This is a genomic window from Haloarcula sp. Atlit-7R, from assembly GCF_003666065.1.
GTDB classification, from domain to species: Archaea; Halobacteriota; Halobacteria; order Halobacteriales; family Haloarculaceae; genus Haloarcula; species Haloarcula taiwanensis.
Genome location: NZ_QXIK01000003.1, coordinates 23,446 through 37,701 on the forward strand (window position 1 = coordinate 23,446; position 14,256 = coordinate 37,701).

Consider the following 14,256-nt stretch of genomic DNA (forward strand, 5'->3'; position numbering starts at 1 on the left):
TTGCGGTTCGCTTTTGTGTCGCCCAGCCGGACCGATTGTATGGAACCCACAGCTCCGCAAGAGGCGTGTTTCGAAGCGGGCGTCAAGTTCGGGTCGTTGTATCACCAGTTCGCAGGGACACCGATCAGCCCGGACAGCGCCGACTCGCTCGCGGCGGCGATGGAGGACGCTATCGAGAATCAGCCGTTCTGTGAGGCGGTCAGTGTCAGCGTCCGAGCGGATGCGCTGGAAGACGCTATCGCCGAGGGGAGTGCGGACTACACGGAACTCACCGGGCGGTTCATCGACGTCGAGATGCGAATCGAATACGAGGGGGTCACAGTCGAGACCAGCATGGCGATGGAGGACGGGTACCCGCTGATGCAGGTCGACGCAGTGCAAGAGTAAAATAGCCAGCGAGCGGCCAGAACGCCTGACACAGCCCCGAAAATTTTACCAGAGAGGAGTGTGAGACTTCCGATATGGCCCTCCACGCAGTCGACGATATCGACGACGCAATCGACGCGACGAAGTCGTTTCTGTTCCCGTTCGAGAGATGGACGTGGCTCCGAATGGCGTTCGTCGTGTTCTTCATCGGTGGCGGCGGTGTCGGGCTGAACAACGTCCAGTCGTTCAGCAACTTCGGTGATTTCGGTGGGAACGGCGGGCCAAGCGGCCCCAGCGGCCCGGGAGGCGGGTTTCAGCTGACCGCGCCGCTTGAAGCTGTGCTGTCCCTGCCGGGGGACCTCACGAGACAGGTCTCCGAACCCGGCGTCCCGTCCGGCGCGCCGGACGAGCTACTCGCCGGGGCCGGGCTCCTCGTGTTCGCCATTATCGGCCTGTTCATCCTGCTGGGGCTCGCATACGGTATCCTGAGTAACTTCATGGAGTTCGTGTTAACGCAGGCGCTTATCGACCGCGAGATACACGTCCGCCGGTATTTCAGCGAACACGTCGGGGACGGCATACGGCTGCTCCTGTTTCGGCTGGTCCTCGGGATTATCTGGCTCGGCATCGCCCTCGTGATCGGTGCGGCCGGGTTCTTCCTGGTGCTCGGTGGTGATGCCGCAAACGTCGGGGCGTCGAGCGTCCTCGCGCTGTCGGGACTGTTCATCGCCGTGTTCGCAGTACTGGCCATAACATACGGTATCGTCTTCGGATTCACCACGGTGTTTGTCGTTCCGCTGATGACGGCAGACAACGACGGCGTCCTCTCCGGGTGGTCGCGGCTCTGGGGGTCAATAAAAAGCCACCCGAAGCAGTACCTCGCTTACCTGTTTTTCTCTATCGTCCTTCAGATCGGTGTCGGTATCGTCAGCGCGATTCTCGGTATTATCGCACTCATCGTCGTCGCGATTCCCGTCGGACTCGCCGCGTTCGGGCTGTATCTCGCCGTTCAGGGAACTATCGGAATCGTTGTGGCCGGCGGTATTGGCCTGCTGGGCGGACTGGTTTTCATCGTCCTCAGTGCGCTCATTCAGGTCCCGCTGACGACGTTCCTCCGGTACTACGCGATGCTCGTACTGGGTGACATCGACGCCGACATGGACCCGATGCCCGAGGTGCGCTCGGACATCCGAGCCGAGTAGCCACAATGGCTTTTCGGTTTCAGGACTGACCAGACGGCCACGTCTTGCGGTTTCACTTTCACTTTCAGGCGGGCTTTTAATCCATCACCGCACCAATCGTTCTGTATGAGTCAGTCAAGTCTGGACGACGACGAACTGTTCGGCGAGGCGGCCAATGAAATGCGCACGGATGTTGAGGAGTCACTCGCGAAGGCCCGGGACGCGCTCCCGGAGGCCGATTCTGTCTGGGACGTGGAGGCCGACAACACGCTCGGTGTGCTGAACTCGCTCAAAACGGCACTCGACGTGGGCGATGCCGAGGACCATCTCCGCGACGCGAAGAAGTGGTACACGATGGGCGAACGCGCAGACGCCTTCGAGGACGCCGATGACCTTGCGGAGGAGATTGAGACTATCGCAGACCTTATCCACGACGTCGGCGACGCTCGCGAGCAGGTCGGCGACCTCACAGCGACGATTCCACAGCTTCGCAGCACGCTCGAAGAGTTCGAGGGCGACGACGGGGCGGATACAGAGGCGGACGCCGACGCAGAAGCGGAAGCCTGAGTTCGGGAGTCACATTCCGGCGTATGCTCGCTACGTTCTCGCCGGTAGCCAGCGCGCTACTCGCGTCGTCCAGCGACTTTTGACCGACCAGCATCACCTCGTAATCGGGCCCGATACGGCGGGAGTCGCGACGCCGTTCTCTCGCTGGAACACAGCAGCGAGGCGACTCAGACGATGGAGTCCGGGCGGGTCGAGAAGTAGTTGAACACCGCGCCGAGGCCGATACCGTAGACCACGTGCGCGACCAGCGTCAGCACCGCATACAGCACCAGCGTGAGTCCGGACTGGCCGGTGTAGAAGGCGAGGACAAACCCAGTCCACATGGCCCCGCCGAAGAACGCGCCGCTGACGTGGTCAGACTGGCCCGGGAGGTACGCCTTCAGCGAGGCAAACAGCAGCGGCCACGGGAACATGCCGCCGCCGAGGAAAATGAAGAACCCGAACAGGACTTCCGGCACGTAGCCGGTCAAACCCACGAGTTCGGTGAGGATGGCAAAGTCGTCGAGGTTGAACGCGCCCAGTGACTGGGCGATGAGGAAGACGACCGTCATCATCGCTGTCCCGACTAGTCCACCAGCGGCCCCGACGACGCCGTCGGCGATAATCCCGGCGAGACTGTCAAACTCCTCGGCCTCAGTGAGACCGTCGTCGTTGATCGGCGGGTCCTCGACGCCAGATGACGTATCTTCCATGGTGTGGTGTAACATGCCAGTGGATAAAAAGGTTCTCGCACACGTCGAGGATGGAGAGTATATGTCAACTATCTGTCCCCAATACCTATTACAGGGTGGGAAGAATCATGAAGATAATGCCGAGACCCATGATAACACTTGTCGCGATTGTGTTTCCCTTGCATGGTGGCGACGTCAGGGCACCAAGCGCAGTGTTCGACCAGATATTCGAGGTGTTCCTGCTACTGGGGACGGCTGTCGGGGTGGTCGTCGTGGCTTATACCATGTACCACGCGCTCAAGTACCGCGACGACGGAAGCGGAACGGACCCGTACGCCGACAAGGTCGAGCGGCCCGAGATGGGTGAGCTTCCGACCGGGGGTTCGGGCGGTCGGAAGGTGTTTTACTCCTTTAGCATCAGCGCCATCATCGTCGTCTCGCTCATCGCCTGGACGTACTCGCAGCTGCTGTACATCGAGCAGGGTCCCGACCCGGCCCAGGAGGAGGCGCTGGAAATCGACGTCGAGGGGTACCGCTTCGGCTGGGACTTCATTTACCCGAACGGGCACACGACAAACACGCTCTACGTGCCACAGGACCGGGTGGTCAGGTTACGGGTGACCTCGACGGACGTGTTCCACAACTTCGGGATACCGGCGGTGCGGGTCAAGACCGACGCCGTGCCGGGCCAGTACACCTCGGCCTGGTTCACGGCCAACGAGACGGGGACCTACACCGCCAAGTGCTACGAACTGTGTGGCAGCGGCCACTCGCTGATGACGGCGGAGGTGGTCGTGCTTTCCCAGGACGAGTACGGGGACTGGTATAACGGGACCGCCGGACAGAGCGAGGGCCAGGCGGCGAACGGGACCGCGACTGAATCGGCCAGTCTCGGAACGCCGCCCGCGGGCACCGCGCCCGCCGCGACCGCAGGAGGTGTCGGCGCGTGAGCCACGACCACGGCCTCCCGCCCAAGTCGTCGGTCAGCCGGTGGTTCCTCACGACCAACCACAAGGACATCGGCGTCCTGTATCTCATCACCGCGCTGTTCTTCCTCGTCTTCGGCGGGGTGTTGGCCCTGCTGTTCCGCCTCGAACTGCTTTCCTCGGGTGCTGACCTGCTGGGGTCGATGGGGTACAACCAGGCGGTGTCGACCCACGGCCTGCTGATGGTGTTCTGGTTCATCTCGCCGTTCGCCTTCGGGTTCGCCAACTACCTCGTCCCGCTGCAAATCGGTGCGGACGACCTCGCCTTCCCACGACTGAACGCGCTGTCGTACTGGCTGTACCTGTTCTCAGGGCTCCTGATGGGCGTCTCCTTCTTCCAGGGGACCACCTTCGCCGGCGGCTGGACGATGTACGCCCCGCTGAACACGCCGGCCTACATCCCCGGCGAGGGGCTGGGCGCGACTTCGGTCGTGCTCGCGCTCATCATGTTCACTGCCGCCGTGACGCTGGGGTCGGTGAACTTCCTGACGACGATGTACCGCATGCGCGCCGAGGGCCTGCGGATGCGGGACATCCCCATCTTCTCGCTGTCTATCAACCTCACCGTCTGGATGATGCTCTTTGCCTTCGCGGCGCTGCTGGCCGCGCTGATGATTCTCGCCTCCGACCACATCCTCGGGACGACCTACTTCCAGTACTCCATCGACGGGACGACGATGGCGACCGACGCGGACAACCCCGGCGCGTCGCTTTTGTGGGCGCACCTGTTCTGGTTCTTCGGCCATCCGGAGGTGTACATCGTCTTCTTCCCCGCGCTGGGCGTGATGGCTGAGTGCTTCCAGACCTTCACAGGCCGACGACTCGTCGGCCGGAAGTGGTTCATCATCTCGATGGTGCTGGTGGCGATCCAGAGTTTCGTCGTCTGGATGCACCACATGTTCCTGACCGGCATCAACCTCCCCATCAAGACCATCTTCATGGCGACCACCATCGGCATCTCCCTGCCGTTCGACCTGATGGTGTTCTCGCTCATCTACACGATGGCGAAGGGGCGGGTCCGGTTCACGACACCGTTCCTGTTCTCGCTGGGCGCGCTCATCCTGTTCATCATCGGTGGTATCACGGGCGTCTTCCTCGGGGCTATCGTGCTGGACTACCAGTTCCGCGGGACCTACTGGGTCGTCGCGCACTTCCACTACGTGATGGTGGCGGGCGCGACGGCGCTGTTCGGCGGCCTCTACTACTGGTATCCCAAGATAACGGGGAAGATGTACAACGAGCGGCTGGGGAAGATACAGTTCGGCGTCTACTTCCTCGGGTTCAATCTGCTGTACTTCCCGATGTTCATCGCCTGGGAGACTCCGCGGCGGGTGTTCGTCTACCCCGAGGGCCTGCAGATATGGCACTCGATGGCGACCGTCGGCGGGTTCATCCTGGGCGCGAGCTTCCTCATCATGTTCTACAACCTCTTCGTCAGCCTCTGGCGCGGGGAGGACGCCGGCCCGAACCCCTGGGAGTACGCTACTTCCGCCGAGTGGGCGGTGTCGTCGCCGCCGCCGCTTGAGAACTTCCCGGGCGTCCCCAGTTACGCCACCGGCAAGCTGGAGTTCCTCGACGACGAGACGGTGGCGGCGCGGACCGACCGCGCGCCCGGAGCCGCAACGCATGGCCATGCAGCGACCGACGGCGGGACCGCCACGGACGGCGGGGCCGTGACGGCCAGAGCCGCAGCGACGGCCACCGCGATGGAGCCGGCCCACGAGGTCGGCGGCGAGGAACACGCCAGCCACGCCAGCTTCTGGCCGTTCCTCGTCAGCCTCGGCGGGTTCCTCGCCTTCCTCGGCCTCTCGGGCGTGCGGACTGGGAGCGTGTTCTACCTGTCGATGGCGGCCGTCGGCGGCCTCGTGACGTTCGGCTCGCTCGTCGGGCTGACACGCGAGCCGTTCCACGCGCCCGAGATGGCCATCGCCGAACGGTGGCCCTTCTCGTCAGTCGAGAAGATGAAGCTCGGGATGTGGACGTTCCTGGCGAGCGACATCGTCCTCTTCGGGGCGTTCATCGGCTCCTATGCCTTCGTCCGGGTCGCCTACGGCTGGACGGCCTGGCACAACGACCTCATCCCCGCCGAGCACGTGACGATGCCCGGCCTCATCAACACGTACCTGTTGCTCACGTCGAGTTTCCTCGTCGTGCTGGCGATGGTCGCCGCCGAACGCGAGAGCAAGCGCGGGACCGTCGCCGCGCTCGTCGGGACGTTCGCGCTCGGGGTCGGCTTCCTCGTCAACAAGGGACTGGAGTGGCAGCACCTGTTCCACATCAGCACAGAGACGTTCCCGAACGGGTGGACTCTCTCGACGAACATCGCGTCGTCGACGTTTTACCTGACGACGGGACTGCACGGGGCCCACGTCACAATCGGGCTCATCATCTGTGCGTACATGACCGTCAGGGCCTGGAACGGGGCCTACCAGGGCGACGACAGAGCCATCGAGTACTTCGGGCTGTACTGGCACTTCGTCGACATCGTCTGGCTGTTCCTGTTCCCCCTCTTCTACATCCTCTAGAACAATGGACTGGAAAGGCTACACCGCGATATACGTCGTACTGTTCGTGTTCGCAACCGCACAGGCAGTCGTCGAGTTCACCGGCCTCGTCGACAGCGCCTACTGGGTTGCCTTCGCGCTCATCATGGTGCTGTCGGTTATCAAGGCCGTCGGCGTCGCCGCGTACTACCAGCACCTGCGCTGGGAACCTCGGGCCGTCACGTACCTCGTCCTCGGCGGCACCGTCGCTGCGCTCGCGTTGACCGGTGCAGCGGCGTACTCGATACTGTGAAGGGGTCAGGCCAGTAGCTGGAAGCTGACCGCGATGAGGAAGAGGACGCCCGCGACCGTCGCAGACTCGGCGACCGCCAGCGAGCGGGGGTGCCCACGGCGCGTCGCCGAGAGGTACACGCCGAACAGCAGGTATCCACAGAGGCCCGCACCCCCGACGATAGCGACCGCCAGCCCCGCTATCGACTGGACCTCGACGGGGCCGGAAATAGAGGCGACGACACCGACGAGAAGGCCGACGACCAGCACCGCGAACGCGCCTACCCAGGCCATCGGCTGGTCGGCATACGTCTCGAAGCGGTCTTCGCGCTCGCCCGCTGTGGACCGGGCGCTCGTCGACGCTCCCGGACTGTACTGGTACCAGCCACGCCCGCGAACGATCCATGCGACCACCGCCACCACGAACGGGCCCATTAGTCCCATGCTAGCGAGGTACGTGGTTGACATGTGATAATATTACAATATGACACGTAATAATCGTTTGCGTTCGGCCGGGTAGAAATCGGCGTCTTTGCTATTGAATTGTTGAACCAGCGAGGCGTCTCTCACCGAAAGCCTATACGCATCTGAAAACGACTGCGACCTGTGCAATCCGCCCCGTTCGCCGTTGAACAGTCTTTAATCGGCGCTGCTCTGGCGCTTACGACCGTCATCTACGTTGGAAATCTCATCGCACTGGGCTACTGGGCCCGTGCAGAGGCCAGCGCACGTAACGGCTCAACTCTCTGGACGTTCCTGTTCCTGTATACAGGTTTTGGGCTGGTCTACTACGTTTGGGTCCGCTACGTCCGACACGACTGGGAGTCGCGCTCGGAGCCAGCCGACCGGCGCGAACGGATAGTTACTGCTTACTCGCTTGCTGTTCTCCTCGCATTCATCGTCGGGGCGTTCGTCACGCCGCCAGATCCGATGACGCAAACCCTGACTCTCCCGCCGCTGTTTGCAGTCTCGTTCGTCGTCTCGTATCTGTTTGTCACGCGAGGGTCAGTCGACGGTCGCGGCAGAACTACTGTCTGAGCTGTGGGAGCGTGCTGTCGTCTGTGAGTGCGGGTCAGCTAGCACCGCCAAGTTCCGACAGGACAGAGTGACAGAAGAGAACTCTGATTCCTCGGGGCATTGATTTCCGGCGACCAGCTGTCGGCCACGCCACATCTGAAGAATAAGATGTCAGCAGAGCCAAACGGCTCGAACATAGCGTCCTCCCCCTTCAGTCATCAGCTAATGCCGACCACTGACGGGTCGGACAAGGAGTCCTCGCCGGTTCAGTCGTCGGCATCCGTCCGCGCCCGGCGCTGAATCGCCCGCTCGACGAAGTCTTCGGGAAGTTCGTCGATTTCGCCGGCCTGGACTGCCCAGAGGTTAGCGTAGAGGCCGTCGGCGGCAAGCAGTTCATCATGGCTCCCCCGTTCGACGATGCGGCCGTCCTCAACGACGAGAATCGTGTCGGCGTCTTTCACCGTCGAGAGGCGGTGAGCGATGGCAAACGTGGTCCGGTCGGCGGTCAGGTCGTCGAGCGACCGCTGGATGAGCATCTCCGTCTCCGTGTCCACGTCGCTGGTCGCCTCGTCGAGAATGAGGATTTCGGGGTCTTTCAGCATCGCCCGGGCGATGGCGATGCGCTGGCGCTGGCCGCCCGAGAGCTTGACGCCGCGCTCGCCGACCATCGTGTCGTAGCCGTCGGGGAGATTGCGAACGAACTGGTCGGCCTCGGCGGCCTCCGCGGCAGCGACGATCTCCTCGTCGGTGGCGTCGAAGCTTCCGTAGGCGATGTTCTCGCGGACCGTGCCATAGAACAGGAACGTTTCTTGGCTGACGTAGCCGATGGCACGGCGGATGCTCTGTATCTGCACGTCTTGCACATTCTGCCCGTCGATGCGGACTGCGCCCTCGTCCACGTCGTACATCCGGAGCAGGAGCTTCAGAACGGTGGATTTCCCCGCGCCGGTCGGGCCGACGAGCGCGACCGTCTCACCGCCCTCGGCCTCGAAGGAGACGTCCGAGAGCACCGGGTCGTCGCTGTCGTAGCCGAAGGTCACGTCATCGTACTCTACCCGCCCGTCGGTCACGGCGAGTGGCGGCGCGTCTTCGGCCTCTTCGAGGCGGCCAGGCGTGTCCATCAGCCCGAACACGCGCTCGGCGGAGGCGTAGGCCCGCTGGTACATGTTGATAATCTGTCCGAACTGGGCCATCGGCCAGACGAACCGCTGGGTGTAAATGATGAACGCGACGAACTGCCCGCGGGAGAGTGGCGCCGTCAGCGGGCCGGGTGCCTGCCCGGTGACCATCAGCCCGCCGACGACGAACGTGACGACGAACCCGATGCCCGAGACCAGTCGGAGGCCGGGGAAGAAGGTGATGCGCGTCTCGATGGCGTCCCAGTTGGCGTCGAGGTAGTCCGCCGAGGAGTCCTCGACGCGGTCGGCCTCGTAGGGTTCGGTGTTGGCGGTCTTGATTATCTGGATGCCGCTGAGGTTGTTTTCCAGTCTGGAATTGAGCTTTCCGACCGTCGACCGCACCTCGGCGTACTTCGGCTGGATAGTCTCGATGAACCGCTTGGTGAACACCGCGATAAGCGGCACCGGGAGCAACGCGACCAGCGCCAGCTGCCAGTTCATATAGAACAGGTACGTGGCGATGCCGACGACCATGATTATCATCCGCGAGGCGGAGTTGAGCCCGTCGTTGAGGAACTTCTCCAGCCGGTTCACGTCGTTTGACAACACCGACATCATCTCGCCGGTCTGCTTGTCGGCGAAGAAGTCCATGTTCAGCCGCTGCATCGTCTCGTAGGTGTCGGTGCGGACGGCGTGTTGGACGTGCTGGGCGAACTTGTTCCAGCCCCAGTTCCGACTCCAGTGGAAGACGGCCCCGAGGCCAAAGGAGGCGGCGATGATGCCGGCCGTGAGCCACAACTGCGGCCCCTGGCCGCTGGGAATCCAGGCGTCGGGAACCAGGAAGAGCCCGTACTCGGTCTCTTGGAGGAAGATGGCGTCGATAGCCAGCGCGAGGAGGATGGGCGGCAGCAGGTCCAGCATCCGGGCCACGATAGAACTGCAGAGGCCGACAACGAACGCCCCCAACTGCCCCCGGCCGTAGCCGGTGAACAGTCTGAGCATCGGCCGGTCGACGCGTTCCCTGGCGTCCTCGAACACGTCGTCGTCCGAACCCGCGTCGAAATCCATTATCGAATTCAGGGGCCGAACCCGCAAAAGGTCGTCGGGCTACGTGGCTTCGGGCGGCAGGTCGACCCGGTCGCCGACCTCGACGCCGGTTCGGTTTGTCCACCCGCGGTTCACTTCGAGGACGTACTTCCCATAGCCCGGATACTCCGCGCTGTACTGTTCGCCCTCCGGCGGGAGCGGCGCGTGGTGGATCGTTGTGATAGTGCCGTTAGCGTCGATGAAGATGATATCGAGCGGGAACGACATGTTCCGCATGACGTAGGCGTGCTGGCCCGCCTCGTCGTGGACGAACAGCATTCCCTCGTCAGGACCGAGTGACTCGGTCTCGCTCAGTCCGACATAGCGCTGATTGAACGTCTGTGCGATGCGAACCTCGACCGTGCCCAGTGGTTCCCCAGCGTTGTCTTCACGTACCGCGACGGTCGTCTCCGGCGTCGAAGCGTCCGTCCCGGTCGGTGTCGTCGCCGCTCCCTCTCGAACCGTCACCGTCCCCTCCTTGTACTCGCCGGTCCCCAGCACGTCGACCCAGAGCCCGGTCTGGAGGACCACGGCGGCGGCGACGAGAAGCCCGACGGCTCCCAGGACAACCACGGCAGGGCGTTGCATACTCCGTGTGAGGGGCAGGCCGTGGGTAATACTGTCGGTGCCCACTGTCGACTGAGAGAGAAAGCGTTATTCCTGCCGATGGAAAACGGTGGAGTACGGGTCCGTGGTCTAGTTGGTTATGACGTGGCCTTTACAAGGCCGAGGCCGGTGGTTCGAATCCGCCCGGACCCATCCTGCGACGAACGGACGTGAAGAGCGGACGGTCTCAGTGGATTCGATTCTTGCCAGTCGCGCGCAACGCAGTGAGTCTTCCGTCGGTTCGACTCCACCGAGAGGGCACTACTCTCCCGAGCCCTCGTTCGTTTCGCTCACGAGGGCGCCCCGGAACAACTGGGTTCCTTGGGGCATTCAATTCCAAGCTCAGTTGTGGTAGAGCCAGCTACGCCTCGCCGCTTTCGGCCTCAGTTTGAACTCCAGCGGGGCAAGCGCCCACGCGCAGCCGCCAACTCCCAATATCAGGCCCTCTATCTCGATTGATAGTCGCCCGTAACCCATATATCCGGAGTAGTGGTAGTGCGTGGCATGATAGACGGCTCGACGTGTCCGGCCTGTAGCGGGCACGTCTCAACGACCAATGGTACTGAGTACGAATGTGACGACTGTGGCGAGACGTTCGACAGCGCGGACCTGTTTCTCCCGTAATCGGCGGCCGAACCACTCGTCGATACCACATAATCTGCGCCCGCTTTCGAAATGCTTTTTTCTACCCTCGTCATCGCTTGGAGTGCACGCCGCCTTAGCTCAGACTGGGAGAGCACTCGACTGAAGATCGAGCTGTCCCCGGTTCAAATCCGGGAGGCGGCATACCCTTCTCGGTTTAGATGCCCAAAAGACAACCCCCCTTAGCCGGGGGTCTGTCAGGGGGTGGTCGGCGTGACCGATTCGAACCCCGACAGCGAGGGCACTTCTCCCAGCGAGAACCCCAGAGAGGAGAGCCTCGAAACCACCGTTCAAGCGCTGGAAGCACGGCTCGACGCCCTTTCGACGCAAGTCTCCGGGCTCCGTGAGGAGCTTCACGACGAGCGCGAGGAACGCGAAGAGCTAGAGGATGAGCTAGCAGCGCGTGACGAACGCATCGACAAACTAGAGGCAGAGGTTGCGCGCCTCGATGCGCGCACCGACATTCTGGAAGTCGTCGAGAACGCCGACAAGATGTCTGGCAAGCAGCGCGCGGTCACGTTGGTCCAGCACCTGCACCGCGCGGCGAAAGCGCGTGAGCGGCGCGACGAGCCGCCTGCAGCGACCGTGGACCGCGACGAAGCCGAGGAAGCGCTCCACTACCCTAACATCGACCGGACGACGATCTACCGGGACATGGAGCGCGCGGCCCGATTGATCGATGGCGGTGCACTCCAGTACTCGAACGGGGAGCTGCGGCTCGATCTCGACGCCGGGAGTCTCCCCCGCAAGTACACGGCTGACCAGGAGGGCGAGAATCTGTGAAGTCCTCACAACAGATGCGATGGGGGAAGCCCCCTCCGGATTGGTCCACTCTGAGCGAAACCGTCTGAAACCTTAGAGTTTGCAGGGTAGGACGGTTGTGTAAACAACTATCGATTAGCTGTTAGTACGCTCGCAAACCGCTCGCACCGCTCGCAGTCAAGACGAATCAACAGCCGTCGCGGCTGTTGTGAAGACTTCACAGAAATCAACGATGCCCCAAAATCACGAACTCACCGAAGAACTGATACAATTCTTCCGAGACTACTACTCGGAAGAGATCGCACAGCTCGCACAACGCTACCCCCGAGAACAGAAATCGCTCCACGTCGACTACGACGACCTGTACCGGTTCGACCCGGGTATTGCCGATGACGTGCGGAACCATCCGAAGGAACTGCAGGAACACTTGGAGGAAGCACTCCGTCTGTACGATTTGCCGATAGCAGTCGAACTCAACGACGCCCACGTACGCATCTACAATCTCCCGGAGATGCACGTCTTCGACCCCTCTGAAGTCTCCCGCCACGAGAACATCGGGCAGCTGCTCGATATCCGGGGACAGGTGCAGAAAGTGTCCGACGTGAAGCCGCGCCTCACAGAAGCGGTGTATGAATGCCAACGGTGTGGGACCCAAACCGAGATTCCACAGCACGGCGAGAGTCTGGAAGAGCCGCACGAGTGCCAGGGGTGTGAGCGACAGGGCCCCTTCTCGCTCGATGCGAATGCCAGTAGCTGGATTGATCACCAGTACGCCCGTATCCAGCAGCCACCCGAGAAGACGAACGGTGGAGAGGCGCAAAGCGTCGACGCACACCTAGAAGACGACCTGATCGAAGGCTTCGACGCCGGCGACAGGGTGGTTTTGACCGGGATTCTCGACATCGAAGAGCCCGGAGCCGACCAGGGGCTCGACTTCGACACGAACCTCGACGCGCGTTCAGTCGTGAAAGAAGAGAGCGACTACGATGATGTCGATGTCGACGACCACCTCGACGAAATCGAAGCCATCGCCAGCGGAGAACACGGGGACCCGTACCAGCTACTCATCGACTCGATCAACCCGAAACACCGGGGCGACGAACACGTCAAGCTGGCCGTCGCGCTGCAGCTCTTCGGCGGCTGGGCCCACGAGTATCCGGACGGCAGCCGCGACCGTGGCGACTGGCACATGCTCCTCCTCGGTGACCCCGGCTGTGGGAAGTCCACCTTCCTCCGCTACGTCGACCAGATAGCCCCACGGTCGACGTATGCCTCCGGGAAGGGAGCGACGGCGGCGGGAATGACGGCAGCGGCGGTATCTGACGACTTCGGAGATACGGAATGGGGGTTAGAAGCTGGGGCGCTGGTGCTTGCCGACGGCGGAATCGCCTGCGTCGACGAAATCGACAAGATGCAGTCCGACGCGGTGTCCTCGATGCACGACGCTCTGGAGAGCCAGCAGGTCCACGTCAACAAGGCCGGTATCAACGCGACGCTAAACGCCCGGACTTCGTTGCTTGCAGCGGGGAATCCGAAGGACGGCCGCTTCGAGCGCTACCGACCGAAAGGGGAGCAAATCGACATGGGTCCGACGCTTCTCTCCCGGTTCGACCTGATGTTCATGGTGTCCGACGAGCCTGACCGGGAGGACGATGCCGATGTCGTCGAGCACATGGTCCAGAGCCGGCAGGCTGCAGGCCGTCACACCCGGGGTGAAGAGCTGAGTGACGAGGAACAGCAGCGGGTCGCACCCGCGATAGACCGGTCGGTGATGCGGGCCTACGTCGCTCACGCGAAGCAGACCTGTCAACCTATTATCGAGGACGAGGAAGTAGCGGAGCGACTGAAACAGTTCTTCGTCGAGTTCCGAGCTGGGGCTGGTGAGCAAGACGATGACTCGCCTATTCCGGTGACGTTCCGCAAGGTCGAGGCGATACAGCGGCTCGCAGAGTCGAGTGCTCGGGTTCGTCTATCAGATACTGTGGAACTGGAGGACGTGGAGCGGGCGATTAGGTTGGTGACGAAATCGATGAAGCAGGTCGGATATGATCCGGAGAGCGGTGAGTTTGATGCGGATATCATCGAGACAGGGCAGTCGAAGAGTCAGCGTGAACGACGTGAGACTGTGCTTGCTCTCGTAGAAGAGCTGGATGGGGCGACAATAGAAAAAATGATGAATAGAGAAGAAATCAATGAAGAGTCATTGAGACATGATGTGAAGAGACTGAAAGAAAATGGAAGGATCTATTCCATGGAGGGAGAGCTTAGGAGAGCATAATACATAGAGCGGTTATGTTCTGTTGGGATTCTGGTTGAGTCTGTCTTGAAGGCATATTAAAATCGCCAAACATCGTCTGGGCGCCACATGAAGGGAGATAGTGTCTTCTTGGGACAATAATTATATTAGAGTTGAAGAACACGGCCAAATCAGGTATCCAAAATGCAAGGGTGGCCCCAGTACAGTGTGGTCTATACGTGGG

Annotated in this window: 13 protein-coding genes and 2 tRNA genes; 11 read left to right on the plus strand and 4 right to left on the minus strand. The window is 62.0% G+C overall.

The features are described 5' to 3' along the window. Positions 1-39: 39 nt before the first annotated feature. The 3 genes from D3D01_RS07375 (at position 40) to D3D01_RS07385 (ending at position 2,114) form a co-directional block, all read left to right on the plus strand. Complete coding sequence (locus D3D01_RS07375; protein WP_121511758.1) at positions 40-387, plus strand: dihydroneopterin aldolase family protein; 348 nt, start codon at positions 40-42, stop codon at positions 385-387. 74 nt (positions 388-461) lie between these two features. Beyond that, positions 462-1,568: a hypothetical protein gene (locus D3D01_RS07380; protein ID WP_121511759.1), complete on the plus strand. Its 1,107-nt coding sequence runs from the start codon at positions 462-464 to the stop codon at positions 1,566-1,568. 105 nt (positions 1,569-1,673) lie between these two features. After that, positions 1,674-2,114 carry a DUF5790 family protein gene (locus D3D01_RS07385; protein ID WP_121511760.1) on the plus strand — a complete coding sequence of 147 codons (441 nt, stop codon included), beginning with the start codon at positions 1,674-1,676 and terminating at the stop codon, positions 2,112-2,114. A 167-nt stretch (positions 2,115-2,281) separates the two neighbouring features. On the opposite strand, the gene D3D01_RS07390 is transcribed toward D3D01_RS07385, so the two are convergent. Next, the gene (locus D3D01_RS07390; protein ID WP_101351102.1) at positions 2,282-2,806 is read right to left on the minus strand and encodes a DUF6789 family protein; all 525 of its coding nucleotides are present in this window, start codon (positions 2,804-2,806) and stop codon (positions 2,282-2,284) included. 116 nt (positions 2,807-2,922) lie between these two features. Here D3D01_RS07390 and coxB point away from each other — a divergent pair, with 116 nt between their 5' ends. From coxB to D3D01_RS07405, 3 genes are read left to right on the plus strand one after another with little or no spacing between them, the layout of a single operon-like run. After that, positions 2,923-3,735, plus strand: coding sequence for a cytochrome c oxidase subunit II (gene coxB, locus D3D01_RS07395; protein ID WP_121511761.1), 813 nt, complete (start codon positions 2,923-2,925; stop codon positions 3,733-3,735). Then, positions 3,732-6,296, plus strand: coding sequence for a cbb3-type cytochrome c oxidase subunit I (locus D3D01_RS07400; protein ID WP_121511762.1), 2,565 nt, complete (start codon positions 3,732-3,734; stop codon positions 6,294-6,296). The genes coxB and D3D01_RS07400 overlap by 4 nt, the downstream gene beginning before the upstream one ends. Positions 6,297-6,300: 4 nt before the next feature. Then, on the plus strand, positions 6,301-6,567 hold the full coding sequence (locus D3D01_RS07405; RefSeq protein ID WP_121511763.1) for a cytochrome C oxidase subunit IV family protein: 267 nt from the start codon (positions 6,301-6,303) through the stop codon (positions 6,565-6,567). A 5-nt stretch (positions 6,568-6,572) separates the two neighbouring features. Here the strand turns inward: D3D01_RS07405 and D3D01_RS07410 are convergent, their stop codons facing one another. After that, positions 6,573-7,013: a hypothetical protein gene (locus D3D01_RS07410; RefSeq protein WP_121511764.1), complete on the minus strand. Its 441-nt coding sequence runs from the start codon at positions 7,011-7,013 to the stop codon at positions 6,573-6,575. A 138-nt stretch (positions 7,014-7,151) separates the two neighbouring features. Between D3D01_RS07410 and D3D01_RS07415 the strand changes: the two genes are divergently transcribed. Beyond that, entirely contained in the window at positions 7,152-7,583 is a 432-nt protein-coding gene (locus D3D01_RS07415; protein WP_198560190.1) for a hypothetical protein, read from the plus strand. 245 nt (positions 7,584-7,828) lie between these two features. Here the strand turns inward: D3D01_RS07415 and D3D01_RS07420 are convergent, their stop codons facing one another. Both D3D01_RS07420 and D3D01_RS07425 read right to left on the minus strand, forming a co-directional pair. Beyond that, positions 7,829-9,748: an ABC transporter ATP-binding protein gene (locus D3D01_RS07420; protein ID WP_121511765.1), complete on the minus strand. Its 1,920-nt coding sequence runs from the start codon at positions 9,746-9,748 to the stop codon at positions 7,829-7,831. Positions 9,749-9,787: 39 nt separating this feature from the next. Then, complete coding sequence (locus tag D3D01_RS07425) at positions 9,788-10,354, minus strand: DUF192 domain-containing protein (protein WP_121511766.1); 567 nt, start codon at positions 10,352-10,354, stop codon at positions 9,788-9,790. 97 nt (positions 10,355-10,451) lie between these two features. On the opposite strand from D3D01_RS07425, the gene D3D01_RS07430 reads away from it, so the two are divergent. The 4 genes from D3D01_RS07430 (at position 10,452) to D3D01_RS07445 (ending at position 14,054) form a co-directional block, all read left to right on the plus strand. Continuing rightward, positions 10,452-10,525 (plus strand) — tRNA-Val (locus D3D01_RS07430). A 559-nt stretch (positions 10,526-11,084) separates the two neighbouring features. Then, positions 11,085-11,158 (plus strand) — tRNA-Phe (locus tag D3D01_RS07435). A 69-nt stretch (positions 11,159-11,227) separates the two neighbouring features. Further along, on the plus strand, positions 11,228-11,797 hold the full coding sequence (locus D3D01_RS07440; protein WP_233563267.1) for a hypothetical protein: 570 nt from the start codon (positions 11,228-11,230) through the stop codon (positions 11,795-11,797). 211 nt (positions 11,798-12,008) lie between these two features. Then, the gene (locus tag D3D01_RS07445) at positions 12,009-14,054 is read left to right on the plus strand and encodes a minichromosome maintenance protein MCM (protein WP_121511768.1); all 2,046 of its coding nucleotides are present in this window, start codon (positions 12,009-12,011) and stop codon (positions 14,052-14,054) included. Positions 14,055-14,256 lie beyond the last annotated feature (202 nt).

Coding starts and splice junctions, on each gene's coding strand:
- D3D01_RS07375 (WP_121511758.1), top strand. CDS start 40: ATGGAACCCACAGCTCCGCAAGAGGCGTGTTTCGAAGCGGGCGTCAAG.
- D3D01_RS07380 (WP_121511759.1), top strand. CDS start 462: ATGGCCCTCCACGCAGTCGACGATATCGACGACGCAATCGACGCGACG.
- D3D01_RS07385 (WP_121511760.1), top strand. CDS start 1,674: ATGAGTCAGTCAAGTCTGGACGACGACGAACTGTTCGGCGAGGCGGCC.
- D3D01_RS07390 (WP_101351102.1), bottom strand. CDS start 2,806: ATGGAAGATACGTCATCTGGCGTCGAGGACCCGCCGATCAACGACGAC.
- coxB (WP_121511761.1), top strand. CDS start 2,923: ATGCCGAGACCCATGATAACACTTGTCGCGATTGTGTTTCCCTTGCAT.
- D3D01_RS07405 (WP_121511763.1), top strand. CDS start 6,301: ATGGACTGGAAAGGCTACACCGCGATATACGTCGTACTGTTCGTGTTC.
- D3D01_RS07410 (WP_121511764.1), bottom strand. CDS start 7,013: ATGTCAACCACGTACCTCGCTAGCATGGGACTAATGGGCCCGTTCGTG.
- D3D01_RS07420 (WP_121511765.1), bottom strand. CDS start 9,748: ATGGATTTCGACGCGGGTTCGGACGACGACGTGTTCGAGGACGCCAGG.
- D3D01_RS07425 (WP_121511766.1), bottom strand. CDS start 10,354: ATGCAACGCCCTGCCGTGGTTGTCCTGGGAGCCGTCGGGCTTCTCGTC.
- D3D01_RS07445 (WP_121511768.1), top strand. CDS start 12,009: ATGCCCCAAAATCACGAACTCACCGAAGAACTGATACAATTCTTCCGA.